The organism is Actinoplanes sp. L3-i22 (genome assembly GCF_019704555.1).
Lineage (GTDB): Bacteria > Actinomycetota > Actinomycetes > Mycobacteriales > Micromonosporaceae > Actinoplanes.
The window spans coordinates 10891035-10914341 of record NZ_AP024745.1; the positions used below are offsets into that span (position 1 = coordinate 10891035).

Sequence of the window (23307 nt, forward strand, 5' to 3'; positions counted from 1 at the left end):
TTTTCCCACTCTAGAACCTGTTTCTCGAAGCAACCTTCGCCGTCCTACCGCGCATTCCCGGCACCCCTCGACCGGCTGACGGCGCGCCCGCGCAGTCCACCACAAGATCAATACAACAGATCAAGATCTTCATTGCCTACGCTGCGGCCAATAACTGATCGTCGCTCCCGCGGGGACCCTTCCGGGCCTCGCAAGGGCGCGGGGCGCCCAGAACGCGAGGCCCTACAGGGCGACGTCCGAGGGTGGGCACGGTCTACCCCAAAACCCGGAACGGCCACCGGAGGCTGTCCCGGCTCCACGGGTGGGCGCGACGTACCCCAGTTCCCGGAACGGCCACCGAGGCCGCCTCAGCTCCGCCGATGGGTTGCGCCTTACCCCAAGATCCGACCCCGTGGGAGTTGTCCACACTGCGGCGTCGTCCACAGCCCCCCGGCACGATCTTGGCAAATCGAGCGACAATTACGGCAGAGGCGGTGGCCCCCCTCAGGGTTGGGTGGGCCCTGCTCGCGGGCTGGGTGGGCCCTGCTCGCGGGCTGGGCGGGCCCTGCTCGCAGGCTGGGCGGGCCCTGCTCGCAGGCTGGGCGGGCCCTGCTCGCAGGCTGGGCGGGCCCTGCTCGCAGGCTGGGCGGGCCCTGCTCGCAGGCTGGGCGGGCCCTGCTCGCAGGCTGGTCACGGGCGTGGGCCGGGGCCGTACCCCCAGGAAAGCGAGCGGCCCGGCGGAGGACCGCCGGGCCGTGACCAGAATCGGTCTTTACTTCCGCTTGCGGATCTCGTCCGCGGCCTGCGGGACGACCTTGAACAGGTCGCCGACCACGCCGAAGTCGGCGAGCTCGAAGATCGGGGCCTCGGGGTCCTTGTTGACCGCGACGATCGTCTTCGAGGTCTGCATGCCGGCCCGGTGCTGGATCGCGCCGGAGATCCCCAGCGCGACGTAGAGCTGCGGGGACACCGTCTTGCCGGTCTGGCCGACCTGGAACTGGTGCGGGTAGTAACCCGAGTCGACCGCCGCGCGGGACGCGCCGACCGCGCCGCCGAGCAGGTCGGCGAGCTCCTCGACCAGCTTGAAGTTGTCGGCGTTGGCCACGCCGCGACCGCCGGAGACGACGATGCCGGCCTCGGTGAGCTCGGGGCGGGAGCCCTTCTGCTCGGCGACCCGCTCGGTGACGGTGGCCAGCTTGTCCGCGTCGGAAACGGTCACCGACAGCTCCTCGACGGCCGGGCTCGCCGCGGCGGCGACCGGGGTGGTCGAGTTCGGACGGATGGTCACGATCGGCAGGCCCTTGGTGACCTTGGACTTGACGATCGTGGAGCCGGCGAAGACCACCTGGGTGGCGGTGCCGTCGGCGGCGACGTCGACCGCGTCGGTGAGCAGGCCGTTGTCCAGCTTGACGGCCAGCCGGCCGGCGATCTCCTTGCCCTCCTGGGTGGAGGCGAGCAGCACGGCGGCCGGGGAGACCCGCTTCACCAGCTCGGCGACGGCGGTCGCCTTGGGAGCGGCACCGTGGTCGAGCACGTCCGCACCGGACGCGGTGTAGATCTTGGCCGCGCCGAACTCGGCGAGCTTGGCCTGGTCGGCCTCGCCGAACACGACCGCGGACACCTCGCCGAGCCCACGAGCGATCGTGAGCATCTCGAGCGTGACCTTCTTGACGCCGGCCTCGACGACAACGAGTACTTCAGCCATGACGAGACCCCTTCTCAGACGAACTTCTCGGTGGCGAGGTACGCGACGAGCTGCTCGCCGCCGTTGCCCTCGTCGATGACCTTGGCGCCGCCGCTGCGAGCCGGCCGCTTGGTCCACTCCAGCACCTGGCTGGTCGCGCCGGCCGCGCCGACCTCGTCGCCGCTCACGCCCAGGTCACCCAGGGACAGGCTCTGCAGCGGCTTCTTCTTGGCGGCCATGATGCCCTTGAAGGACGGGTACCGCGGCTCGTTGATGGTGTCCCAGACGCTGACGATGGCCGGCGTCGAGGCGGTGACCACCTCGTAGCCCTCGTCGGTCTGCCGCTCGATGGTCAGCTGCGCGCCGTCCACGGTGAGCTTGCGGGCGCCGGTCAGCGCGGCCACGCCCAGGCGCTCGGCCAGCATGTGCGGGACGACCTGCACGCGGCCGTCGGTGGACTCCGCGCCACAGAGGATCAGGTCGGCGTTCAGCTGCCCGAGGGCGGCGGCGAGCACCTTGGAGGTGGCCACCGCGCAGGAGCCGTGCAGGGCGTCGTCCGACACGTGGACGGCCTTGTCCGGCCCCATCGAGAGCGCCTTGCGGATCGAGTCGGTCGCACCGGACGGGCCGACCGTCAGCACGGTCACCTCGCCGCCGTGCGCCTCCTTGATCTTCAACGCCTCCTCGATGGCGTATTCGTCCATCTCGTTGATGACGTTGCTCGCCGAGCCACGCTCGACGGTGTTGTCGCTCGCGCTCAGGGTGCGCTCGGCACCGGAGTCGGGCACCTGCTTCACCAGTACGACGATGTTCATCGCGCTACTACGACCCTCCTGTATTGAACGCACCGTTGCGATCGACCTGCACACGTCGGCCGGCCTCGCCTGGCCGCGCATTGCCGGATCCAGAACCGTGTCGGCCAGGTTACCCGCCAGTAGCTTTGCTGTTGCCGGCCACCCAGAGTGACACGCCTCACTAGCATGCCCAGGAGGAGGTGTCATGACATGTCCGGCCAATACGCAACGCTCTTGGACGCTGTGAACCTGCCCGGCCCCCATCCTCTCGCAAACGCGAACGACGCGGAGCCGCAGTCCCATGGCCGGTCCGGTCCCGACTCTCCCTGGTGCCGGTGCGGCCGTCCACGGGAAGCGTGCGTGAGTGACGAAGTACGCAACCTGTGGCACCCGCCTTCTTGACCGATCAGGTCAATAATCGGCAGGTGTTCGGAGGCCTGATCCACTGGTTCGACCCGGAGAGCGCCCACACCGAGGGCACCACTCCGGATTACCGGTTCTCGCTGGCCAACGAACGGACGTTCCTCGCCTGGATCCGCACCGGCCTGGCCCTGATCGCCGGTGGGCTGGCCTGCGCCCAGTTCCTGCCGCCGCTGCCGATCGCCCGGCTGCGCGAGATCATCGCGATCACGCTGCTGGTCCTCGGCGGGCTGGTCGCGCTGCGTGCGGTCGATCACTGGGCGCGCGCCGAGCGGGCCATGCGGCTCGGCATCGACCTGCCGCGGTCCAGGTTCCCGGCGATCCTGGCGATCGCGGTGGCGATCGGCGCCCTGCTCCTGGTCGTGAGCGTGTCGTACCGGCTGTTCCGGTGACATGACGCGGGACCCCGGCGCCTCCCCGGAGCGCACCCGCCTGGCCTGGCGGCGCACCGGCATGTCCGCGGCGGTCGTCGCGCTGCTCGCCGCCCGCCCCGCCTTCCACCCCGGCGCCGGGCCGGCCGAGTGGCTGGTCGCCGCCGCCGCGATGGCCGGATGGGCGACCCTGATCGCGCTCGCCCTGCTCCGCGCACCGGGCCTGCGCACCCGCCCGCCACCGTCCGCGGCCCGCACGATCCGGGCCTACGCGCTGATCACCGCGGCCTTCGCGGTCATCGGCGGGTTGGTTGTCATGCTCTGATCGTCGCCGGGCGGGCGCGGGCGGGGCATCATTGCCCCATGGTCCGGTTGTTCATCCTCTTGGTCGCGGTCGAGCTCGTGCTGCTGATCCTGGCGCTCATCGGGTGCCTGTCGGCGGAGCGCGTGCGGGTCCTGCCGCGGCTGCTCTGGGTCCTGGTCGTGGTGCTGATCCCACTGGCCGGGCCGATCGCCTACTTCCTCTGGGGCCGTCCGGGCCACCCGGCGACCCGTCCACCGGCCCGCCCGGTCTCCCCGGACGACGATCCGGACTTCCTGCGCTCGATGGACTCCGAGCAGTCCCGCCGCGACCGCGAGCTGCTCGCCCAGTGGGAGCGTGAGCTGCGCAAGGAGGAGAAACCCCCGCCCCCGCCGCCGGACCGGCACCGGGACGACGAGCCCCAGGCGACCGACGACACGCCCCAGGCCCGCGACGACAAGCCCTGAGGCGTCAGGCCAGGGACGACGATCGTGGATAGGCGTCGGCCGGGTCGGTGAGCACGTTCACCAGGTAGGGGACGCCCGAGTCGAACGCCCGGCGCAACGCCGGCCCCAGCTCGGCGGCCGCGGCCACGGTCTCCCCGGCCCCGCCGAGCGCCCGGACCACGTCGTCGTAGCGGAGCCCCGGCTGCAGGTCGGCGGCCACGTCGAAGCCGTACATCGCCCGCATCGGGTGTTTCTCCAGGCCCCACACGCCGTTGTTGCCGACCACGAGCACCGCGGGCAGCCCCTGCCGGACCAGGGACTCCGCGTCCATCAGCGAGAACCCGGCGGCGCCGTCCCCGATCAGCACACAGATCTGCCGATCGGGGTAGGTGACCCGCGCCCCCATCGCGTAGCCCAGCCCGGTGCCGAGGCAGCCGTACGGCCCCGGGTCGAGCCACGTCCCCGGCTGGGCGGGCTCCAGGTAGCGGCCGGCGTACGACACGAAATCCCCGCCGTCCCCGATCGTGACCGCGTCCGGGGCGAGCACTTTGCGCAGTTCGCCGTACACCCGGGCGGGTTTGATCGGGTCGGAGCCGGCCGCCATCGCCTCGTCGTCCCGCCGGCGGGCCGCGTCCTCGGCCACCCGCAGCCCGGCGATCCAGTCCGCACGATCCGCGGCCGATGCGGCGCGCCCGGCGCCCGGCGTGGAAGAACCGGTGGCCGACGTGGAAAGGCCGGCGCCCGCGGCCAGCCCGGCCAGGATCAGCCGCAGATCGCCGGCGGGCGAGACCTCCGGCGTGACATGCGTCGCACGCTGCCCCACCGCGTCCACGATGTGCACGATTTGCGGGTTCTCACCAAACGCGCCGAATCCCAACCGGAAGTCGAGCGGAGTCCCGACCACCGCCACCACGTCAGCCTGCCCGAGCGCCACCCGCCGCGCCCGTGAGAACGCCAGCGGATGCCCCGGCGGCAGCACGCCCCGCCCCATCCCGTTCGCGAAGACCGGTACGCGCAGCGCCTCCGCGGCGGCCCGCAGCTCGTCGACCGCGTCCCCGGTCCAGACGTCCGAGCCGGCGACGATCACCGGCCGCGCGGCCCGCGCCAGCAGCCGGGCGGCCCGCGCCACCTCGTCCGGATCCGGCTCGGCGACCGGGATCACCGGCCCGGCGGGCGCCACCGCCGACCCGGTCGAGAAGATCACATCGAGGGGCAGATCGAGGAAGGCCGGCCCGCGGTGCGGGGTCAGCGCCGCGGTCAGAGCGGCGGCGATCGCACCGGGAATCGCCGCGGTGTCGCCGACCGTCGCCGCATACTTCGTGACCGGCGCGACCAGCGGCACGTGATCGAGCTCCTGCAGACTCCCGGCGCCCCACCGGAAGGCCGGGGCGCGGCCGCCCAGCACGAGCACCGGGGAGCCGTTGAAGTGCGCGCTGGTCAGCCCGGAGATGCCGTTGGTCACCCCGGGCCCGGCGGTGAGCACCGCCAGCCCCGGGCGGCGCCGCAGCTTGGCGACCGCCTCGGCGGCGAAGACCGCGGACTGCTCGTGGCGGACGTCGTACACCCCGAACCCGGACTCGTGCGCCGCGGCGTAGAGCGGGAAGACGTGGCCGCCGGAGAGCGTGAACATCTCGGTCACCCCGAACGCGCGCAACGCGGCCAGCGCCAGCTCGCCACCGTGCCCGTCGATCGGCTCCGGCATGGCCCGTACGTCCTACTTCGTCTTCAGGTGCAACAGGACCGCGATGTCGTTGAACACGTTGATCGCGTCCTTCTCCCAGGGCACGCCGTTGCCGTAGCCGTACGCCAGGACCAGGGCGATCAGCGGGACACAGATCATCGTCAGGATGCTGAGCAGCACCTGCAGGAACCGGAGGAACGGATTCCTGCGCCGCTGCCGGGCCGGTTTCGGCGGCTTCCGTTTCGGCTCCCGCACCGGGGCCGGGGCCGGCGGCGACACCACCGCCCGGCCGGAGGCCGGCGCGGGCGCCGACGAGATCGGCCGGGCATGCGCCACCGGCTGGGCGGTCCGGTTCGGGCCCGATTCGTTGGTCCTCGGTACGGCGTTCTGCCGCGAAGACCCACCGCCCTGCCGCGCGGGTGCGCCACCCGGCCGCGAAGCGCCGCTGCTCTGCCGCGCGGGCGCCCCGTTCTGCCGCGACGGTCCGCCGCGCTGCTGCGCCGGTGCCCCGTTCGACCGCGACGACAGCGGCGTCCGCCCCTCGTGCGGCGGCGGGCTGGTCGGCATCGTGGCATCCGGATCGGGCTGCCAGTGCGGCGGGTCGGCATCCGGCCACGGGTCGACCGGCGGCCGCATGTGCGGCGGGACGACGAGCTCCGGCCGGATCTCGGTCTCCCGATTGTCCATCCTGGCCGGCCGCGAGGCGGGCGGAGCGGACCGCTGCGCCGGAGCAGCGGAAGCCGGGGCTGCGGAAGCCGGCGCGGCGGAGGTGGATGCAGCGGCGGCCGCCGGGGTCTCGGCGATGGCCGCCCCGGGCTTCCGCGACGGCAGCGTCTCCGCGGCCATCGGCGCCGGCCCCTGCTCAGTCGGCTCCGAGAAGGTTTCCTCGCCGGTCGGCTCCGAGAACGGCGCCGCCAGCTCGGCCAGCGCCGCCGCGGCCTCGGGCGCCGTCGAGTCGGGCGCCCGGGTCGGCAGGGTCGTCCCGGCGGCCTCCGGGATCGACCGGGCCGCCACCGGCTGGGTGACCACCGGCATCGCGCCCAGCTCGGTCGCCCCGTCCACCGCCTCCGGCGCGGCCTGCGCCAGCACCGCCTGGGTGGGCACCGCGGGCGCCGGCTGGGTGAGCACGGTCGCCGAACGCTCCGGGAACGCGGGCATGGACTGCGAGGGCAACCGCATCTCCGCGGTCGGCCCCGGCGCGGCCGGCTCTGAGGTCAGCAGCGCCGCCCGGGCCAGCACGCTGCCCTCGGCGACCACCAGCTCCGGCTGCTCGATGACGACCGGCGGCTCGCCCAGCTCGCGGTGCAGCAGCGTGGCCATCAGCGGGATCCGGCTGGCCCCGCCGACCAGGAACACCCCGGCCAGCCGGCCCTCCGGCAGGTCGGCGTGGGTCAGCAGGTTCCGGGTGATCCGGACGGTCTGCTCCAGCACCGGCCGGGCGACCTCTTCCAGCTCGTCCCGGGTCAGGTGCACCTCGGCGTCGAGCAGCGGCACCACGAAGTCGGCGGACTGCGCCCGGGAGAGCCGCTCCTTGGCGATCCGGACGTCGTCCCAGAGCTGCCGGCGGGCCCGGCGCTCCTCGATCGTGGTCGGCTCGAGCAGGCGTTCCCAGGCATCGGTCCGCAGGTGCTCGACCAGTGCCGCGTCCACGTCCAGGCCGCCCAGGTCGTCGCGACCGTCGACGGCGAGCACCTCGAAGCCGGTGGCGGTCCGCGAGACCAGGCTGGCGTCGAACGTGCCGGCGCCGAAGTCGTGCACCATCAGCACCGAGCCGACCGGCACCTCGCGTTCCAGCACCTCGGCGAAGTAGGTGGCCGCGGCGACCGGCTCGGCGACCAGCCGCGCGCCGGACAGGCCGGCCCGGGCGGCCGCCTCGGCGAGCAGGGTCCGCCGGGCGGCGCCCCAGGTCGCCGGGCAGGTGAGCGTGGTCTCCGGACGGTACGGCCCGACCGCGCGGTGCCACTCCTCGACCACCCGGGCGAGCACCGCGGTGATCAGGTCGATGACCTCGAACTCCCGCTCGCCGAGCAGCACCTGGCCGTCGTCGACGCGGCGTTTCGGGTTCGGCTCGAAGCGGGCCGGCTCGAGCCGGGCGCTGTGCACCGCGTCCCGGCCGACCAGAAGGTTCCCCGCGGCGTCGGCGTAGATCGCGGAGGGCAGCAACGGGGAGCCGTCGACCAGGATCGGCCGCGCCCGGCCGTCCGGCCACCGCGCGACGGCAACGGTGTTCGAGGTGCCGAAGTCGATGCCGAGGGCGTACTTCGGACCACCCTGGTCGATGGACATGTGCGCAGTCTAGGCGGTGCCTGTGACACGTAGCGGTGGTGACTACTGTCCGGTGAACTTCGGCTTGCGCTTCTCGACGAAAGCGGTGGTTCCCTCCACCCGATCGTCGGTGGCGAAGAGCCCGGCGAACAGGTGCGACTCCAGCGCCAGGCCGGCCGCGAGGTCCATGCTGAGTCCGGCGTCGACGGCCTGCTTGGCGGCGCGCAGGGCGAGCGCCGGGCCGGTCACGTACGGCCGGACCAGCTCGAGCGCGGTGGCCAGCACCTGATCGGCCGGGACCACCCGGTCGGCCAGCCCGATCCGCAACGCCTCCTCGGCATCCACCATCCGGCCGGAGAAGATCAGCTCCTTGGCGCGGGCCGGGCCGACCAGCCGGGCCAGTCGCTGGGTGCCGCCGGCGCCCGGGATGATGCCCAGCTTGATCTCCGGCTGGCCGAGCTTGGCGTCCTCGGCGACCACCCGCCAGTCGCAGGCCAGGGCCAGCTCGCAGCCGCCGCCCAGCGCGTACCCGGTGATCGCGGCGACGACCGGCTTGGGGATCCGGGCGACCGCGTCGAACGCCCCGGAGAGCGCCGTGGCCCGGCCCACCATGTGCTGGTAGGTGACCGTGGTGAACTCGGTGATGTCGGCGCCGGCGGCGAACACCTTCGCGCCGCCCCAGACCACGACGGCGCGCACGTCCGGGTCGCCGGCCGCGGCGGTGGCGGCCGCCCGCAGCTCCTCCTGGATCTGCGTGTTGAGCGCGTTCATCGGCGGCCGTTCGAGTCGGATCGTGCCGATCCCGTCCGCGATCTCCAGCCGTACGAACTCACTCACGCCGACCTCCGTTGGTAGCCGTTTGGCCGCCAGCCTACGACGGGTACCGGATAGATTGGACCCCCTGGGAGGAACGATGACCACGTACTACCGGGATCCGGACGTACTGATCACGTCGTCCGGGGTACACATGAACGGCCGCGAGTTCCGCCTGCCCGAGCTGCTCCAGGTCTGGCACACCCGCGGCGACCGCTCCTGGTCGGTGATCGCCAAGCGGGGCGCGCTGGGCCTGGCCATCCTGCTGCCGCTGCTGGTCGGCGCGCTGGCGATCGGCGTCGCGCTGATCGTCCACACGGACGTGGCGCACTCGATCGCCATGCTGATCGGCGGGGTGCTGGTCGGCCTGGCCGTGGTGCCGGTCGCCGACCTGCTGCTGGAGCGGGTCGACCGGTCCTACGACGCGGGCAGCCGGACGATCGAGATCTGGGGCCGGGTGCAGGGCGGCGAGGTGCTGCTGCTCCGCACCACGAACGCACAGCGGTTCGGCCGGATCTACCGCGCCCTGCAACGCGCGATGGAACCCGCCATGCGACCGTGATCGCGTGAACAACGACGGTAACCGCATGGACAAAGACGCCGCCGGCCTCGCCGCTCTGCTCGCCACCTCGGGCGTGCTGCATTTCGTGGCGCCGAAGCCGTTCGACGCGATCGTCCCGCGAGCGCTGCCCGGATCGGCGCGGCAATGGACGTACGTAAGCGGATTTTGTGAATTGGCGGTTGCCGCCGCCATCGCGCATCCCCGCACCCGGAAGGTCGGCGGCCTGGCCGCCGCGGCCCTGTTCGCGGCGGTCTTCCCGGCCAACGTCAAGATGGCCTGGGATTGGCGGAACGCGTCCCCGGCCAAGCGCGCGATCGCCTTCGGCCGCCTCCCGTTGCAGGCCCCGCTGATCGCCTGGGGACTGCGCGTTTCTCGCTGATTCGTCAAAAAGCCGGACCGAAATTCGGCACGATCTAGAACATCATGAGAGCGACGCGGACACGGCCCACCGGGATCGAGCGGACCTTCGGCGACCACGAGATGATCGTCACCAAGACCGATCCACGTGGCGTGATCACCTACGCCAACGACGTGTTCCTGCGGGTCTCCGCGATCCCGGAGGACGCGGCGGTCGGGCAGCCGCACAGCGTGATCCGGCACCCGGACATGCCCCGCGCGGTGTTCAAGCTGCTCTGGGACGTGCTCGGCGAGGAGCGGGAGATCTTCGCCTACGTGCTGAACCTGGCCGCCGACGGCGCCCACTACTGGGTCCTCGCCCACGTCACGCCCTCCTACGACGCCACCGGCCGGGTCGTCGGATACCACTCGAACCGCCGCCGTCCGGCGCCCGCCGCGGTCGCCGCGATCAGCGATCTCTACGCCCGGCTCCGAGCCGCCGAGGCCCGCGAGAGCCACACCCCGGACGCCGTCGCGGCCGGCTTCCAGGCGTTGCGGGACATCCTGGCCGAGCGCGGGATGGACTACGACGAGCTGGTCTGGTCGCTGACGAACGGATCCGCCCGGTGAGGCGGTCCCGGCCGATGAGCACGGCCGTGGCCCCGTCGCCCGCGCCGTCGGCCGAGGCCGCGCTGGCCACGATCGCGGCGATCTGCCGCCGGATGACGGCCGGCGACTTCGAGGCGCGACTCCCCCCGATCGGCGACCACGAGGCCGCGCTGGCCGCCCGCACCGCGCTGAACGCCCTGCTGGACCGGCTCGACGCGTTCGCCCGGGAGTCCGGCGCCGCCTCCGCCGCGGCCGCCGACGGGCGCTTCCACCGCCGCTTCCTGACCACCGGGCTGCAGGGCACGTTCCGGCTGTCCGCCGAGCAGATCAACGCCTCGGTGACCGCGATGCGCCGCAACGCCGACCAGATCGCCGAGGCGACCCGGGCCCGGCACGCGCTCGCCGACGAGCTGGAGTCCGCCGTCCTGACCGTTTCCGAGCAGGTGGCGACGGCGGCGACCGAGATGGGCGCGTCCGCGAACGGCCTGGCCCAGTTCGCCAAGGGCGCGGTCAACGACGCCGAGCGCGGCCTGGACACGGTCACCTCGCTGCGCACCGCGTCCGAGGAGATCCGGCACGCGGTCGACCTGATCAACCAGGTGGCGTCGCAGACCCGGCTGCTGGCGCTGAACGCGACCATCGAGGCGGCCCGGGCGGGCGAGGCGGGGCGCGGCTTCGCGGTGGTCGCGAACGAGGTCAAGGAGCTCGCGAACGAGACCAGCTCGTCCAGCGAGGAGATCATGGGGCAGGTCAACACGGTCCAGCAGGCGGCGGCCGACGCGGTCGGTGTGCTGGAGGCGGTGACCAGGAGCTTCCGCGAGATCAACAACCTGATCGACGGGATCGCGCGGGCGGTCGACGGGGGCGGCGCGGCGGGCATGGCCGGCCTGTCGCAACTCGCCGAGGTGCTGCGCGCCGAGGTCACCCGCTTCCTCAGCACCGCCCGGCAATCCTGACCGCTTCAGATCAAGATCAAATTCTTTATTGCCTACGCTGCGGCCAATAACTGATCGTCGCTCCCGCGGGGACCCTTCCGGTCCTCGCAGGGCGCGGGGCGCCCAAAAACGCGAGGCCCGAAAGGGCGACGTCCGTGGGTGGTTGCGGTTTCAAAGGTCCCCGCGGGCCGGCCTGTGGTTCCGGCCCAGCCGCGCGTCACGGGACCGGCCGGCGCCGAAGGGCGCGTCAGGCGGTGAAGATGGCTTCGATCTCGGCGCGCTCGGGCAGGCCGACGCTGGCGCCGATCTTGCGGACCGAGGCGGCCCCGGCCGCGTTCGCCCAGCGCACCGCGTCGACCAGGTCCCGGCCCTCGGCCCAGGCCACGGCCAGTGCACCGCAGAACGCGTCCCCCGCCGCCGTGGTGTCCGCGACCTCGACCGGGAACGCGGGCACGTGCACGTCCCGCCCGTCCCGGTCGGCGTAGCGCGACCCGTTGCCACTGAGCGTCAGCACCACCCGCGGCACCAGCGCGAGCAGCGCGCCCAGGTCCGACGCGGACCCGCCGGTGATCGCCCGCGCCTCGGTCTCGTTGACCACCAGCAGGTCGACCTGGTCGAGCAGGCCGAGCGGCAGCTCCCGGGCCGGCGCCGCGTTCAGGATCGTCCTGGTCCCGGCGGCCCGACCGGCGATCAGCGCCGCCGCGACCGTGGCCATCGGGATCTCCTGCTGGCAGAGCAGCACGTCGGCCTCGGCGATGCAGGCCCGCTCGTCGTCGGTCAGGTCGAGGAAGGACCGGTTGGCGCCCGGGCTGACCAGGATCGAGTTCTCCCCGGCCCGGTCCACCATGATCACCGCGACGCCGGACGAGCCGTAACTGGTCCGCAGGTGGGTGGTGTCCACCCCGGTCGCCGCCAGCCGGGAGCCCAGCGTGACACCGAACGCGTCGGACCCGATCGCCCCCAGGAACGTGGTCGTGCCACCCGCCCGGGTGGCCGCGATCGCCTGGTTCGCGCCCTTGCCGCCCGGGGTCATCACGAAGTCGTCGCCGAGCACCGTCTCACCCGGCCGGGGCAGATGCTCGGCCAGCCCGACCAGGTCCATGTTGGCGCTGCCGACGACCGCGACCCGGGGCATGTCAGGACGCCCGGGCGGTGTACCGGTCGCCGAACCGGTCCACGATCAGCGGCAGCCCGAACGTCTTCGTCAGGTTCTCCGCGGTCATCACCTCGCCGAGCAGGCCGGCCGCGACCACCGAGCCCTCGCGCAGCAGCAGCCCGTGGGTGAACCCCGGCGGGATCTCCTCGACGTGGTGGGTGACCAGCACCATGGCCGGCGCGTCCGGGTCCAGGGCGAGCTCGGTCAGGTGCTGGATCAGCACCTCCCGGCCGCCCAGGTCGAGGCCCGCGGTCGGCTCGTCGAGCAGCATCAGCTCGGGGTCGGTCATCAGCGCGCGGGCGATCTGGGTGCGCTTGCGCTCCCCCTCGGACAGGGTGCCGAACTCCCGGTCCAGGAACGCGGTCATGCCCAGCTGGGCGAGCAGCGCCCGGGCCCGCTCGACGTCCTGCGGGTCGTACTCCTCCCGCCAGCGGCCGACCACCGACCACGCGGCGGTGACCACGACGTCGAGCACCTTCTCGTCCGGCGGGATCCGGTCGGCGAGCCGGCCGGTGGTGATCCCCACCCGGGTGCGCAGCTCGTTGACGTCGACCCGGCCCAGCCGGTCGCCCAGCACCCAGGCCTGACCGCGGGTCGGGTGCAGCCGGCCGGACGCGATGTTGAGCAGGGTGGTCTTGCCGGCGCCGTTCGGCCCCAGCACCACCCAGCGCTCATCCAGCTCGACCTGCCAGGACAAACTGTTGATCAGGTGATTCCCACCGCGGACGACGCTGACCCGGTCGAACGCGATCACGGTGTCCTCGTCGGGCGGAACGGTTACGGCAGCCTCAGGCACGCCGTCCATCCAACCATGTGCCCACGCTGGCAATTCGGCGGCGTGCCGGGAATGCCCCTCAGTCGGTGGTCGATCCGAACACCTCGTCGCGGACCGCGTCCAGCGCCGTGTAGAGGGCGCCGTGCAGCACCGGCTCGTCGTCCACCCCGGTCACCACGACCTTGGGCGAGACCAGCGTTATCGCGGCCACCTCGCGTTCCACCCGGTCGGCCAGCGCCGTGCCGCCGGCCCGGCCCACCTCGCCGGCCAGCACCACCAGCGGCGGGTCCAGCACCAGGCAGGTCGCCGCGACGCCGAGCGCCAGGCGGCGGGCCAGCTCGTCGAGCACCGGCTCGCCGGCCGGACCGGCGTCGACCGCGGCCCGCACCACGTCGGCGGCCTCGGCGCCGCGGAACCCGTGCTGCTTGCCGATCGCCTTGACCGCCTCGGCCGCCGCCAGGGTCTGGAACGCGCCCTTCACGCCCCGCTTCGACGCGTTGTGCGGCACCTCGGCGCCGCCCACCGGCAGGTAGCCGATCTCGCCGGCCGCACCGGTCGCGCCCTGGTGCAGACGACCGCTGATGACGCTGGCCAGGCCGACGCCACGACCGATCCAGACCAGCGCGAAGTCGGACATCCCGGCGGCCGCGCCGGTGGTCGACTCGGCGACCGCGGCCAGGTTCACGTCGTTGCCGAAGACGACCGGGGTGCTCAGGTCCCGCCGCAGGTCGGCCAGCAGGCCGCGGTGCCAGCGGGGCAGGTCCCAGGCGAAGGAGATCTCACCGGACTGCGGGTCGACGAGACCGGGGGTGCCGAGGACGACACGTCGTACCGAAGTGATGTCGGTCTTGGCGTCGGTCGCGGCCTGGACCACCGCCTGGTGCACCACGCCGACCGGGTCGTCGGTGTCCTTGGTGCTCAGCTCGGAGCGGCCGATCACCGCGCCGGTGATGTCGGCGCAGGCGGCGATCACCGAGTCCGGCCCGACCTCGACGCCGATCACGTGCGCGCTGCCCGGCGTGACCGCGTAGAGCTGCGCGTTCGGCCCGCGGCCGCCGGCCTGCTCGCCGACGCGCCGGACCAGCCCGCGCTCCTCGAGCCGCTCGACCAGCTGGGAGGCGGTGACCTTGCTGAGGCCGGTCAGCTCGCCGAGCTGGGCCCGGGTCAGGGGACCTCGGGAGAGCAACAGGTCCAGCGCCGCGCGGTCGTTGAGTGCGCGCAGCAACCGGGGCGTGCCCGGAAGGCGAGTGGCGGCCATGGTCGTACCCCTAATATTAAAGATTGTTTCCTGTTACAGTGGCGGCGCTCAGCATGCAGCCGCAGCGTAACGGTCGGCAATGTTGCCCGTCCGTACGGTGGCTATCGACTGCGAGCGATCATGGCAGCTCGGCGCCCCCGGTGGCCAGAGCAACGTCACCGGAAGGACACTCATGGCCACCGACCCCGGTCTTCGCCGGCTCGCCCTGCGCACCCTCCTCGCCGCGTTCCCCGGCCCGTCCGCGCCCGACTGGACGCTGGATCTGCTCGCCGACGGACTCGCCGGATTCACCCTGTTCGGCACGAACGTGACCACCCCGGAGGAGCTGACCCGGCTCACCGCGCGGCTGCGATCCGCCCGGCCCGACGCGCTGATCGCGATCGACGAGGAGGGCGGCGACGTCACCCGGCTCGGCCATCGCACCGGCAGCCCGTACCCCGGGAACGCCGCCCTCGGCGCCGCCGACGACCTGGAACTCACCCGTCAGGTGTACGCCGCGATGGCCCGTGACCTGGCCGCGGCCGGCATCAACCTGGACCTCGCGCCGACCGTCGACGTGAACACCGCCGCCGAGAACCCGATCATCGGGACCCGGTCGTTCGGCGCCGAGCCGGGACTGGTGGCGCGACACAGCGCGGCCGCGGTCCGGGGCCTCCAATCGGCCGGCGTCGCCGCCTGCGCCAAGCACTTCCCCGGCCACGGCGCCACGGTGACCGACTCCCACCTCGAACTGCCGACGATCGACGAGCCGCTGTCGGTCCTGCGTGACCGGGACCTGCCACCGTTCGCGGCGGCGATCGCGGCGGGCGCCCGGGCGGTGATGAGCGCGCACATCCGGGTTCCGGCGCTGACCGGGGACGGGCCGGCGACGTTCAGCCGGGAAGCGCTCGAAGGGTTGCTGCGATCCACGTACGGCTTCGGCGGGGTGATCGTCACCGACGCCCTCGAGATGCGCGGGGCCGCCGGAGCCGCCGGGGGGATTCCGCGGGCGGCGGTCGCGGCGCTGGCCGCTGGGGCGGATCTGCTCTGCATCGGGGCGTTGGTGGATCAAGACCTGGTGCTTGCGGTCGCTGACGAGGTCGCGGCGGCGGTCGGGGACGGGAGGCTTGCTCTGGTACGGCTCGAGCAGGCCGCCAACCGCAACGCGGAGCTGGCCGAGTGGACGGCCCACACGCGGGCCACCGCGTCGCCGCAGCCGGCCACGCACGCGCCCCTCGCCTCCGAGATGCCCCGCGACTCCGCCGAGCTCGGGATCGCCGTGGAGCTTCCCCTTGACCCCGCTGAGCTCGGGATTCACGCGGCGCGGCGGGCACTGCTCGTCGAGGGCGAGCCGGCGGCGCTGGGCGAACCGCTGGTCGTGCAGCTCATCACCGGGCACTCGATCGCCGAGGGGAAGGTTCCGTGGGGGCTGCGTCCGTTCCTCGGCAACGTCGAGCAGATCGACGTCGTCGCGGCGGAGACCACCGCCGACCAGCTGATCGAGCGCGCCGCGGGACGCCCGATCCTGCTGGTCGGGCGTCGGGTGCATCAGGCGGCGGCCAGTCGTGACCTGGCGGAGAAGCTCTCGGCGACCTGGCCGACCGGGGTCGTCGAGATGGGGTGGCCGTCGGCCTGGCGGCCCGACGGGGTCCGGGCGTTCCTGGTCACCCACGGCGCGAGCCTGGCCAGCGCCCAGGTGGCCGCCGAAGCCCTCGGCCTCGGCCCGGCCGGCCACTGACCGCCCTTCGGCCTCGGCCCAGCCGACCGTCGACCGACCTCGGCCTCGGTCCGGCCGACCGCTGATTGCCCTCGGCTTCCGATCGTCGCCGGGCCGGTCGCTGACCGACTTCAGCCCGGCCGGCCGCCGACGGCCCCCGCCGGGGCGGTTACTGAACGTTACGCCGACGGTTGATCACTCACGGTAGCGGATATCCGAAAAACCGGACAACCGACGGATAAATCCGCTCATCCGAACGGCCAGAGCACACGCTCAGCACTTCCTCCCCACAGCGTCCATCACGTAGCGTCATGCCCGCAGGTGGATCTGGGGAGACGTCGCGGGAATCGCCCTCGGGAAAAGTGCGACCGCGACGCATGGGTGAGCCGGGCACGGCAGGACTTCGGGAGCAGTCCGCCGCCGCCCGGCTCACCAGCTTTGGTGAGCCCCGTCGACCCAGCATCGCCGGCCCCGAGCTCAGGACTGCCCGCCCCGCACTCACGACTCGCGCGCCGCATCTCCGCCCCGCCGCTCAGGACTCACGCGCCGCATCTCGTGTGGGACCCGCCCACCGCATCTCGCGCCAATTTCGTCCTCTTTGTCGCGTAGGCTTCCTCCCGCCCGGCTCCTGCTCGCACCTTCTTCTTGCGCGGCTCTCCTCCTGAACCGGCCCGCTGCACATCTCTTCTTGCACGGCCCGCCCGCATTTCGCATGTCCGCTGCCCGGCGAATGACCCGCTCAAGCGCCGTCGCGCCACGATTCACCGCGGCCGACCGGTCATCCTGACTCCGCTTCTTGCGGACGGCTGCCCGCCGATCACGGCCGTACCTCTATTTCTTGCGCGTACCACCAAAGCCCCCCCGCGCAGGAGTTATCCACACCGCGCGTCTGTCCACAGGCCCCGAGGCACGCGACGCCCGCCGACGGCAAGCTGCCTGACATGGCACAACTCGACGAGATCAGCCGACACCAGCGCGGAGTGGTCACCCGCCGCCAAGCGCTCGCGGCCGGCGTCTCCGACCGCGAAATAAGGGAACTGGTCCTGACCGGCCAGTGGCAGCGCCTGCTGCCCGGGATCTACGCGACCTTCGCCGGCCGTCCACCGCCGGCCGCGATGCGCTGGGCCGCGATTCTCTATTCCGGCTCCGACGCGATGCTGTGCCACCGCTCCGCGGCCGAGGAGGCCGGTCTCGCCGTCCCCGTGCCCGGCGTCGTCCACGTGCTCATCCCGGAGCAGCGCCGCGTCCGCCCGAACCCGGTCGTCGCCGTCCACCGCTCCCGCCACGCCACCGCCCGGCGGCATCCGCACCGCCGGCCGCCCCAGACCCGTCTGGAGGACACCGTCCTGGACCTGGCCTCGACCGCCGCCGACGCCAAGGAGGCCCTGCACTGGATCACCACCGCCTGCACCCGGCACCTGACCACCCCGGCCCGGATCGCCGACGCCCTGGCCCGTCGACCCCGCCTCACGCACCGCCGGGAGGTAATCGCCCTACTGGCCAACGCCACGAACCGATCCGCCGCACTCCCCCACTGGCCCACCCCATGACCAGCCACTCCACCGCATGACCGGCCCGCCACCGCATGACCGGCCCGCCACCGCATGACCGGCCGCTCCAGCGCATGACCGGCCGCTCCAGCGCACGGCCAGCCGCTCCAGCCCATGACCGGCAGCTCCACCGCATGACCAGCTGTTCCACCGCCGACCCGCCGACCGGCCGCTCCACCGCATGACCAGCTGTTCCACCGCCGACCCACCGACCCATGACCGGCCGCGCGACCTAGTCGCCCCCACTCATCGCGCGGCCATTTCCCCGATTGTCACGAGAGAGGAGACCGCACAGGAACGATTCCACGGAGGACAGCAACTGCCGGCGGCATCCGGCAGGCCCGGCATCCGTGCGCCGGGCAAAGTCCGGGACAGAGCACGTCCCGGACGGTCGGCCGGCGCAACCGCACCGGCCGACCCCAAACCTCATCCACGTCCACCCAGCACACCCGCGCCCGTGCGAGAACCAGGCCAGGCCGCCGGGCCGAGCCGGGCCGCGCCGAGGCGCGCAGCGCAGGGCCGAGGCGCGCCGCTGCGCTGCGCTGAGGCGGACCGAGCCCGAGCCGAGGCCGAGCCTCCGAGCCCGGGGCGAGGCCGAGCCCGGCCCCGGGAACGCTGCTTCCCGGGCGGGGCCGGGAAGTGGGTCAGCTGGCGGACGAGGTTTTTACCAGGGTGCGGATCTGGCGGAGCAGGACCGACAACGCCGCCAGGTCGGCCGGGGACTCGTCCACGTCGCCCATCGCGTTGGAGGCTCGGGCGATGGATGCCGCGTTGACCTGTTCCCACTGGGACACGCGGTCCTCGGGGGCGATCGACGCCGGGGTCGACTGGAGGACCTCGGCCGTCAGGGCGGCCAGGGCCGCGTACAGGTCGTAGCGGAGGGCCATCCGGGCCAGGGTCTGCCAGCGGTCGCCGCGGGGGAGGCGGGAGATGTGTGAGAGGAGGACGTCGACGCCGAAGCGTTCGGAGAGCACGAAGTACACCTGCGCGACCTCGGTGACGTCCCGGTCGATGCCGCTCGCGGTCTCCAGGATGTCCAGCAGGCCGAAGCCGTAGAACACCCGGGCCACCTTGTCGGCCAGGTCGTCAGGGACGCCCTTGCCGGCCAGGGTCGCGACGCGTTCGGAGAACGCGCGGCGTTCGGCGCCGACGATCACGTTCGGGAGTTGCGGCAACAGCGTCTCGACGCCGGGGCGCAGCTTGGTGATCTCGCCGGCCACGTCGATCGGCGAGCGCCGGGTGCTGACCAGCCAGCGGACCGCCCGGTCGAGCAGCCGCCGGGTCTCCAGGAAGGCCAGCGTCTGCGCGGGCGTCGGCACCTTGTTGTCGAGCCCCTCGGCCGCCGCCCAGATGTCACGGAGGCCGTAGACGTCGCGGATCACGACGTACGCGCGGATCACGTCGGCGGCGGACGCGCCGCTCTCCTCCATGGCGCGGAAGACGAACGACGTGCCGCCCCGGTTGACCACCTCGTTGACCAGCGCCGTCGAGATGATCTCCCGGCGGAGCCGGTGGCCGGCCATCCGGGCCGCGTACCGCTCGCGCAGCGGGGTCGGGAAGTAGCGGTGCAGGACCGTGTCGGTCCAGGCCTCGTCGACCAGTTCGTCGGCGAGGACCTCCCGCTCCAGACTGATCTTGACGTAGGCGAGCAGCACCGCGAACTCGGGTGCGCTGAGGCCTTCGCCGTTCTCGTAGCGGAGGGCCAGCTCCTTGTCCGTCGGCAGCGCCTCCAGCTCCCGGTTCAGCTCACCGCGCTGTTCGAGCGCGATCAGCATCCGGCGGTGCACCGGCAGCAGCGAGTGCGCCTGCGCCCGGGCGTTGCCGAGCGCCGTCGCCTGCTCGTAGTTGTCCCGCAGCACCAGCGCCCCGACCTCGTCGGTCATCGCGGCCAGCAGCTCGTCCCGCTCCGGCATGGTGAGCTCGCCGTCGGTGACCGCCCCGCCGAGCAGGATCTTGATGTTGACCTCGTGGTCGGAGCAGTCCACGCCGGCCGAGTTGTCGATGAAGTCGGTGAAGATCCGGCCGCCGATCGGCTTCCCGTTGGCGCCCGGGCCCCCACCGGACCGGGCGAACTCGATCCGGCCCTTCTGGGTGAGCCCGAGGTTGCCGCCCTCGCCGACGACCTTGACGCGCAGTTCGGAGCCGTTCACCCGGATCGCGTCATTGCCCTTGTCGCCGACGTCGGCGTGCGACTCGGAGGCCGCCTTCACGTACGTACCGATGCCGCCGTTGAAAAGCAGATCCACGGGCGCCTTGAGGATCGCCCGCATGAGCTCGCCCGGGCTGACCGCGGTGACCGTGTCGGCCAGGCCGAGGACGGCCCGCACCTCCGGGCTGACCGGGATCGACTTGGCGCCGCGCGGGTAGATGCCGCCGCCTGCGGAGATCAGCGACGAGTCGTAGTCCGCCCACGAGGAGCGCGGCAGGTCGAAGAGCCGCCGCCGTTCGGCGTAGGACACCGCCGCGTCCGGCGACGGGTCCAGGAAGATGTGCCGGTGGTCGAACGCGGCGATCAGCCGGATGTGCTCGGACAGCAGCATGCCGTTGCCGAAGACGTCGCCGGACATGTCGCCGACGCCGACCACGGTGAAGTCCTCGCTCTGGGTGTCCGTGCCCAGGTCGCGGAAGTGCTTCTTGACCGACTCCCAGGCGCCCCGGGCGGTGATCCCCATCTTCTTGTGGTCGTAGCCGACCGAGCCGCCGCTGGCGAACGCGTCGCCGAGCCAGAAGTCCTTGCCGACCGAGATCGCGTTGGCGATGTCGCTGAACGTCGCGGTGCCCTTGTCCGCGGCCACCACCAGGTACGGGTCGTCCCCGTCATGCCGGACCACGTCCCGCGGCGGCACGATCTTGCCGCTCAGGATGTTGTCGGTGACATCCATCAGCGCGGTGACGAAGCGCTTGTAGCACTCGACCGCCTCGTCCCGGTCGCCCGGCTTCTGCTTGAGCACGAAGCCACCCTTGGCGCCGACCGGCACGATCACCGAGTTCTTCACCATCTGGGCCTTGACCAGGCCGAGCACCTCGGTGCGGAAGTCCTCGCGCCGGTCCGACCAGCGCAGACCGCCGCGGGCGACGGCGCCGAAGCGCAGGTGCACGCCCTCGAAGCGGGGTGAATAGACGAAGATCTCGTACTTCGGGCGGGGCTGCGGCAGGTCCGGGATGGCTTCCGGGTTCAGCTTGAAGGCCACGTACGACTTGGGCCGCCCGTCCGCCCCCCGCTGGAAGAAGCTGGTCCGCAGCGTCGCCTCGATCAGCGTCAGGTAGGAGCGCAGGATCCGGTCCTGGTCCAGGCTGTCCACCTGGTCGAGCAGTTCGGTGATCCGCCCGGCCACCTCGCCCGCGCGCCGCCCGCGTTCGGTCTCGCCGAGTTGCAGCGCCGGCGAGAAGCGGACCTCGAAGAGCTCCAGCAGCAGCCGCGCGATGTCCGGGTAGGCGATGAACGTCGACTCCACGTACCGCTGGGAGAAGACGTTGCCGGCCTGCCGCAGGTACTTCGCGTAGGCCCGCAGCACCACCACCTGACGCCAGGTGAGCCCGGCCCGCAGGACCAGCTCGTTGAACCCGTCCACCTCGGCCTCGCCCCGCCAGGTGGCCGCGAACGCGTTCTCCACCTGTGGTCGCACCTCGGACAGGTCCCGGTGCACCTTGGGTGGGGTCAGTCCGAAGTCGTACAGGTAGACCAGCCCGTCGTCGCGGCGGATCTCGTACGGCCGCTCGTCGCTGACCTGCACGCCGAGCGAGTGCAGCACGGGCAGCACCGCGGAGAGCATCATCGGTTCGCCGAACCGGTACACCTTGAACCGGATGTCGTGCTCGTCCGGCTCGGGCGCCCCGTCCGCGCCGAGTTTGCGCCGCCGGTACAGGTGCATCTCCAGCTGGCCGGGCTCCTCGAGGAGTTCCAGCTTGGCCAGGTCCTGCATGCCCTCGTACGGCGTGTGCCCGTTCTTGTAGCTCTCCGGGTACGCGTGGGCGTACCGGTTGAACAGGTTCTTGGCCGGCTCGTCGCCGAGTTTGCGCTCCAGCACCAGGCTGAAGTCGTCGTCCCACATCCGGGTCGCGTCGGCGAGCTTCTCGGCCAGCGTGTTCGGGTCGAGCGGCCCGGGCGGCGCGGCCGGGTCGGTCCGCACGATGAAGTGCACCCGCGCCAGCATCCGCTCGGTCACCCGGGTGGTGTAGTCGACGCCGACGCCGTTCAGCTCGCGCAGCAGGATCTCCTGCATGCGCAGCCGGTTGCCGGTGGTGAACCGGTCCCGGGGCAGGTAGATCAGGCACGAGATGAACCGGCCGTACCCGTCCCGGCGCAGGAACAGGCGCAGTTGCCGGCGGCCGGCCATCCGCAGCACGCCGATGACCGCCTCGTACAGGTCATCGGTCTTGATCTGGAAGAGCTCGTCCCGGGGGTAGGTCTCCAGGATCTGCAGCAGGTCCTTGCCGGAGTGGCCGCGCGGCGACAGGCCGGAGCGGTCCATCACCTCGGTGACCTTGCGCTTGACCACCGGCAGCTCGCGGACGCTGGTCCGGTACGCCGAGCTGGAGAACAGCCCCAGGAAGCGCCGCTCGCCGGCCACCTTGCCGTCGCCGTCGAAGACCTTGACGCTGATGTAGTCGAGGTAGGCGGAGCGGTGCACGGTGGCCCGGGAGTTCGCCTTGGTGATCACCAGCAGCCGCTTCTCCATGGCCCGCCGGTGCGCCTCGGGCGCCATGCTGTCGAGCCGCCGCGGCTTGCCGTCGCCGCGCAGGATGCCCAGGCCGGTCCCGTGCACCGTGTGGAGGACGCCGTCGTCGTCCAGCCGGTACTCCCGGTAGCCCAGGAACGTGAAGTGATCGTTCGCCAGCCACTTGAGCAGGTCGATCGAGTCGGTGACGTCCTTCTCCGGGACCGGCAGCTTGCCCTCCGACCCGCGGGCGGCGGCCAGCTCGTCGGAGATCACCAGGGCCCGCTGGCGCATCCGCGGCCAGTCCTCGACGGCCTCGCGCACGTCGGTGAGCACCCGGCGGACCTCGTTGAGCAGCTGCTCGCGGGCGTCGGCGCGGCGGACCGGATCGATCTCGATCCTTATCCAGCTCTCCACCAGGTCGCCCTCGATGGCGTCGTCCGGCTCGACGTCCGCCTCCAGCTCGCTGAGCGCGCCGAGCGGCTCGCGCCGCACCACGATCAGCGGGTGCACCATCAGGTAGACCTGCAGGTTGTGCGCGGTCAGCAGCGCTATCACCGAGTCGACCAGGAACGGCATGTCGTCGGTGACGATCTGCAGCACGGTGTGCGCCTGGGAGCCGCGCGGCTCGGTGAGGTCCAGCTTCAGCTCGCCGGGCAGCCGGTTACGGGCCAGCTCGCGGTGCTCGATCGCGGCGGAGAACATCTCCTCCGGCGTGTAGCCGACCAGCTCCTCGTCGGGTGCGAACCGCCAGAAGCGGTCGACCAGCGACGCGGTGGCATGGTCCTCGCCGGCTCGCTCCACGGCCTGAGCAACGAGTCGCTCGGCGTTCGGAACCGGCTCGTCGAGATCGCCGTCATCGGTGGACGCACCCAGCCGCCCGGTCAGGGCGAGCCCGGGGCCTGGGGCCGGCAGATCGGGCACAGTCTGCTCGGAACCCTCGTCCTTGTGATCAGAATCGGTCGCTGCCTCGTCGGTGACAGGCATGTCCGGCGCTCCCCTCACCCACCACACTGTG

18 protein-coding genes are annotated in these 23307 nt (G+C 72.3%); 9 read left to right on the plus strand and 9 right to left on the minus strand.

Annotated elements, in window-relative coordinates:
- Positions 1 to 751 precede the first annotated feature (751 nt).
- A complete protein-coding gene (locus L3i22_RS48170; protein WP_221324084.1) occupies positions 752 to 1684 on the minus strand; it encodes an electron transfer flavoprotein subunit alpha/FixB family protein in 933 nt (310 codons plus the stop codon).
- A 14-nt stretch (positions 1685 to 1698) separates the two neighbouring features.
- On the minus strand, positions 1699 to 2478 hold the full coding sequence (locus L3i22_RS48175) for an electron transfer flavoprotein subunit beta/FixA family protein (protein WP_221324085.1): 780 nt from the start codon (positions 2476 to 2478) through the stop codon (positions 1699 to 1701).
- Positions 2479 to 2882: 404 nt separating this feature from the next.
- On the opposite strand from L3i22_RS48175, the gene L3i22_RS48180 reads away from it, so the two are divergent.
- Genes L3i22_RS48180 through L3i22_RS48190 form a run of 3 tightly spaced genes read left to right on the plus strand, consistent with a single transcriptional unit; the run spans position 2883 to position 4016 of the window.
- Positions 2883 to 3269, plus strand: a complete 387-nt coding sequence (locus L3i22_RS48180; protein ID WP_221324086.1) for a YidH family protein — start codon at positions 2883 to 2885, stop codon at positions 3267 to 3269.
- Between the two features lies 1 nt (position 3270).
- The gene (locus tag L3i22_RS48185) at positions 3271 to 3573 is read left to right on the plus strand and encodes a DUF202 domain-containing protein (RefSeq protein ID WP_221324087.1); all 303 of its coding nucleotides are present in this window, start codon (positions 3271 to 3273) and stop codon (positions 3571 to 3573) included.
- Positions 3574 to 3611: 38 nt separating this feature from the next.
- On the plus strand, positions 3612 to 4016 hold the full coding sequence (locus tag L3i22_RS48190) for a PLDc N-terminal domain-containing protein (RefSeq protein ID WP_221324088.1): 405 nt from the start codon (positions 3612 to 3614) through the stop codon (positions 4014 to 4016).
- A gap of 4 nt (positions 4017 to 4020) precedes the next feature.
- Here the strand turns inward: L3i22_RS48190 and L3i22_RS48195 are convergent, their stop codons facing one another.
- The 3 genes from L3i22_RS48195 to L3i22_RS48205 are packed head-to-tail and all read right to left on the minus strand — an operon-like array spanning position 4021 to position 8778.
- Positions 4021 to 5697, minus strand: a complete 1677-nt coding sequence (locus L3i22_RS48195) for an acetolactate synthase (RefSeq protein ID WP_221324089.1) — start codon at positions 5695 to 5697, stop codon at positions 4021 to 4023.
- A 12-nt stretch (positions 5698 to 5709) separates the two neighbouring features.
- On the minus strand, positions 5710 to 7962 hold the full coding sequence (locus L3i22_RS54200) for an Hsp70 family protein (protein WP_255657700.1): 2253 nt from the start codon (positions 7960 to 7962) through the stop codon (positions 5710 to 5712).
- Positions 7963 to 8004: 42 nt separating this feature from the next.
- Positions 8005 to 8778 carry an enoyl-CoA hydratase/isomerase family protein gene (locus tag L3i22_RS48205; RefSeq protein WP_221324090.1) on the minus strand — a complete coding sequence of 258 codons (774 nt, stop codon included), beginning with the start codon at positions 8776 to 8778 and terminating at the stop codon, positions 8005 to 8007.
- A 76-nt stretch (positions 8779 to 8854) separates the two neighbouring features.
- On the opposite strand from L3i22_RS48205, the gene L3i22_RS48210 reads away from it, so the two are divergent.
- From L3i22_RS48210 to L3i22_RS48225, 4 genes are read left to right on the plus strand one after another with little or no spacing between them, the layout of a single operon-like run.
- Complete coding sequence (locus L3i22_RS48210) at positions 8855 to 9316, plus strand: DUF6232 family protein (protein WP_221324091.1); 462 nt, start codon at positions 8855 to 8857, stop codon at positions 9314 to 9316.
- A gap of 25 nt (positions 9317 to 9341) precedes the next feature.
- Positions 9342 to 9695, plus strand: coding sequence for a hypothetical protein (locus tag L3i22_RS48215; protein ID WP_221324092.1), 354 nt, complete (start codon positions 9342 to 9344; stop codon positions 9693 to 9695).
- Between the two features lie 44 nt (positions 9696 to 9739).
- Positions 9740 to 10282: a PAS domain-containing protein gene (locus tag L3i22_RS48220; protein WP_221324093.1), complete on the plus strand. Its 543-nt coding sequence runs from the start codon at positions 9740 to 9742 to the stop codon at positions 10280 to 10282.
- 14 nt (positions 10283 to 10296) lie between these two features.
- The gene (locus L3i22_RS48225) at positions 10297 to 11217 is read left to right on the plus strand and encodes a methyl-accepting chemotaxis protein (RefSeq protein WP_221324094.1); all 921 of its coding nucleotides are present in this window, start codon (positions 10297 to 10299) and stop codon (positions 11215 to 11217) included.
- A gap of 226 nt (positions 11218 to 11443) precedes the next feature.
- Here the strand turns inward: L3i22_RS48225 and L3i22_RS48230 are convergent, their stop codons facing one another.
- From L3i22_RS48230 to L3i22_RS48240, 3 genes are read right to left on the minus strand one after another with little or no spacing between them, the layout of a single operon-like run.
- Positions 11444 to 12331 carry a ribokinase gene (locus tag L3i22_RS48230; protein ID WP_221324095.1) on the minus strand — a complete coding sequence of 296 codons (888 nt, stop codon included), beginning with the start codon at positions 12329 to 12331 and terminating at the stop codon, positions 11444 to 11446.
- A 1-nt stretch (position 12332) separates the two neighbouring features.
- The gene (locus L3i22_RS48235) at positions 12333 to 13157 is read right to left on the minus strand and encodes an ABC transporter ATP-binding protein (RefSeq protein ID WP_221324096.1); all 825 of its coding nucleotides are present in this window, start codon (positions 13155 to 13157) and stop codon (positions 12333 to 12335) included.
- 49 nt (positions 13158 to 13206) lie between these two features.
- Positions 13207 to 14385, minus strand: coding sequence for an ROK family transcriptional regulator (locus L3i22_RS48240; RefSeq protein ID WP_221324097.1), 1179 nt, complete (start codon positions 14383 to 14385; stop codon positions 13207 to 13209).
- A 172-nt stretch (positions 14386 to 14557) separates the two neighbouring features.
- Here L3i22_RS48240 and L3i22_RS48245 point away from each other — a divergent pair, with 172 nt between their 5' ends.
- Both L3i22_RS48245 and L3i22_RS48250 read left to right on the plus strand, forming a co-directional pair.
- Positions 14558 to 16102, plus strand: coding sequence for a glycoside hydrolase family 3 N-terminal domain-containing protein (locus L3i22_RS48245; RefSeq protein WP_221324098.1), 1545 nt, complete (start codon positions 14558 to 14560; stop codon positions 16100 to 16102).
- Between the two features lie 920 nt (positions 16103 to 17022).
- Positions 17023 to 17631 carry a type IV toxin-antitoxin system AbiEi family antitoxin domain-containing protein gene (locus L3i22_RS48250; protein WP_221324099.1) on the plus strand — a complete coding sequence of 203 codons (609 nt, stop codon included), beginning with the start codon at positions 17023 to 17025 and terminating at the stop codon, positions 17629 to 17631.
- A gap of 644 nt (positions 17632 to 18275) precedes the next feature.
- Here L3i22_RS48250 and L3i22_RS48255 read toward each other — a convergent pair.
- Positions 18276 to 23276 (minus strand): NAD-glutamate dehydrogenase, encoded by a 5001-nt coding sequence (locus tag L3i22_RS48255; protein WP_221324100.1) that lies wholly within the window; start codon positions 23274 to 23276, stop codon positions 18276 to 18278.
- Positions 23277 to 23307: the final 31 nt, after the last annotated feature.

Coding starts and splice junctions, on each gene's coding strand:
- L3i22_RS48170 (WP_221324084.1), bottom strand. CDS start 1,684: ATGGCTGAAGTACTCGTTGTCGTCGAGGCCGGCGTCAAGAAGGTCACG.
- L3i22_RS48175 (WP_221324085.1), bottom strand. CDS start 2,478: ATGAACATCGTCGTACTGGTGAAGCAGGTGCCCGACTCCGGTGCCGAG.
- L3i22_RS48185 (WP_221324087.1), top strand. CDS start 3,271: ATGACGCGGGACCCCGGCGCCTCCCCGGAGCGCACCCGCCTGGCCTGG.
- L3i22_RS48190 (WP_221324088.1), top strand. CDS start 3,612: ATGGTCCGGTTGTTCATCCTCTTGGTCGCGGTCGAGCTCGTGCTGCTG.
- L3i22_RS48195 (WP_221324089.1), bottom strand. CDS start 5,697: ATGCCGGAGCCGATCGACGGGCACGGTGGCGAGCTGGCGCTGGCCGCG.
- L3i22_RS54200 (WP_255657700.1), bottom strand. CDS start 7,962: ATGTCCATCGACCAGGGTGGTCCGAAGTACGCCCTCGGCATCGACTTC.
- L3i22_RS48210 (WP_221324091.1), top strand. CDS start 8,855: ATGACCACGTACTACCGGGATCCGGACGTACTGATCACGTCGTCCGGG.
- L3i22_RS48215 (WP_221324092.1), top strand. CDS start 9,342: ATGGACAAAGACGCCGCCGGCCTCGCCGCTCTGCTCGCCACCTCGGGC.
- L3i22_RS48220 (WP_221324093.1), top strand. CDS start 9,740: ATGAGAGCGACGCGGACACGGCCCACCGGGATCGAGCGGACCTTCGGC.
- L3i22_RS48225 (WP_221324094.1), top strand. CDS start 10,297: ATGAGCACGGCCGTGGCCCCGTCGCCCGCGCCGTCGGCCGAGGCCGCG.
- L3i22_RS48230 (WP_221324095.1), bottom strand. CDS start 12,331: ATGCCCCGGGTCGCGGTCGTCGGCAGCGCCAACATGGACCTGGTCGGG.
- L3i22_RS48235 (WP_221324096.1), bottom strand. CDS start 13,157: ATGGACGGCGTGCCTGAGGCTGCCGTAACCGTTCCGCCCGACGAGGAC.
- L3i22_RS48240 (WP_221324097.1), bottom strand. CDS start 14,385: ATGGCCGCCACTCGCCTTCCGGGCACGCCCCGGTTGCTGCGCGCACTC.
- L3i22_RS48245 (WP_221324098.1), top strand. CDS start 14,558: ATGGCCACCGACCCCGGTCTTCGCCGGCTCGCCCTGCGCACCCTCCTC.
- L3i22_RS48250 (WP_221324099.1), top strand. CDS start 17,023: ATGGCACAACTCGACGAGATCAGCCGACACCAGCGCGGAGTGGTCACC.
- L3i22_RS48255 (WP_221324100.1), bottom strand. CDS start 23,276: ATGCCTGTCACCGACGAGGCAGCGACCGATTCTGATCACAAGGACGAG.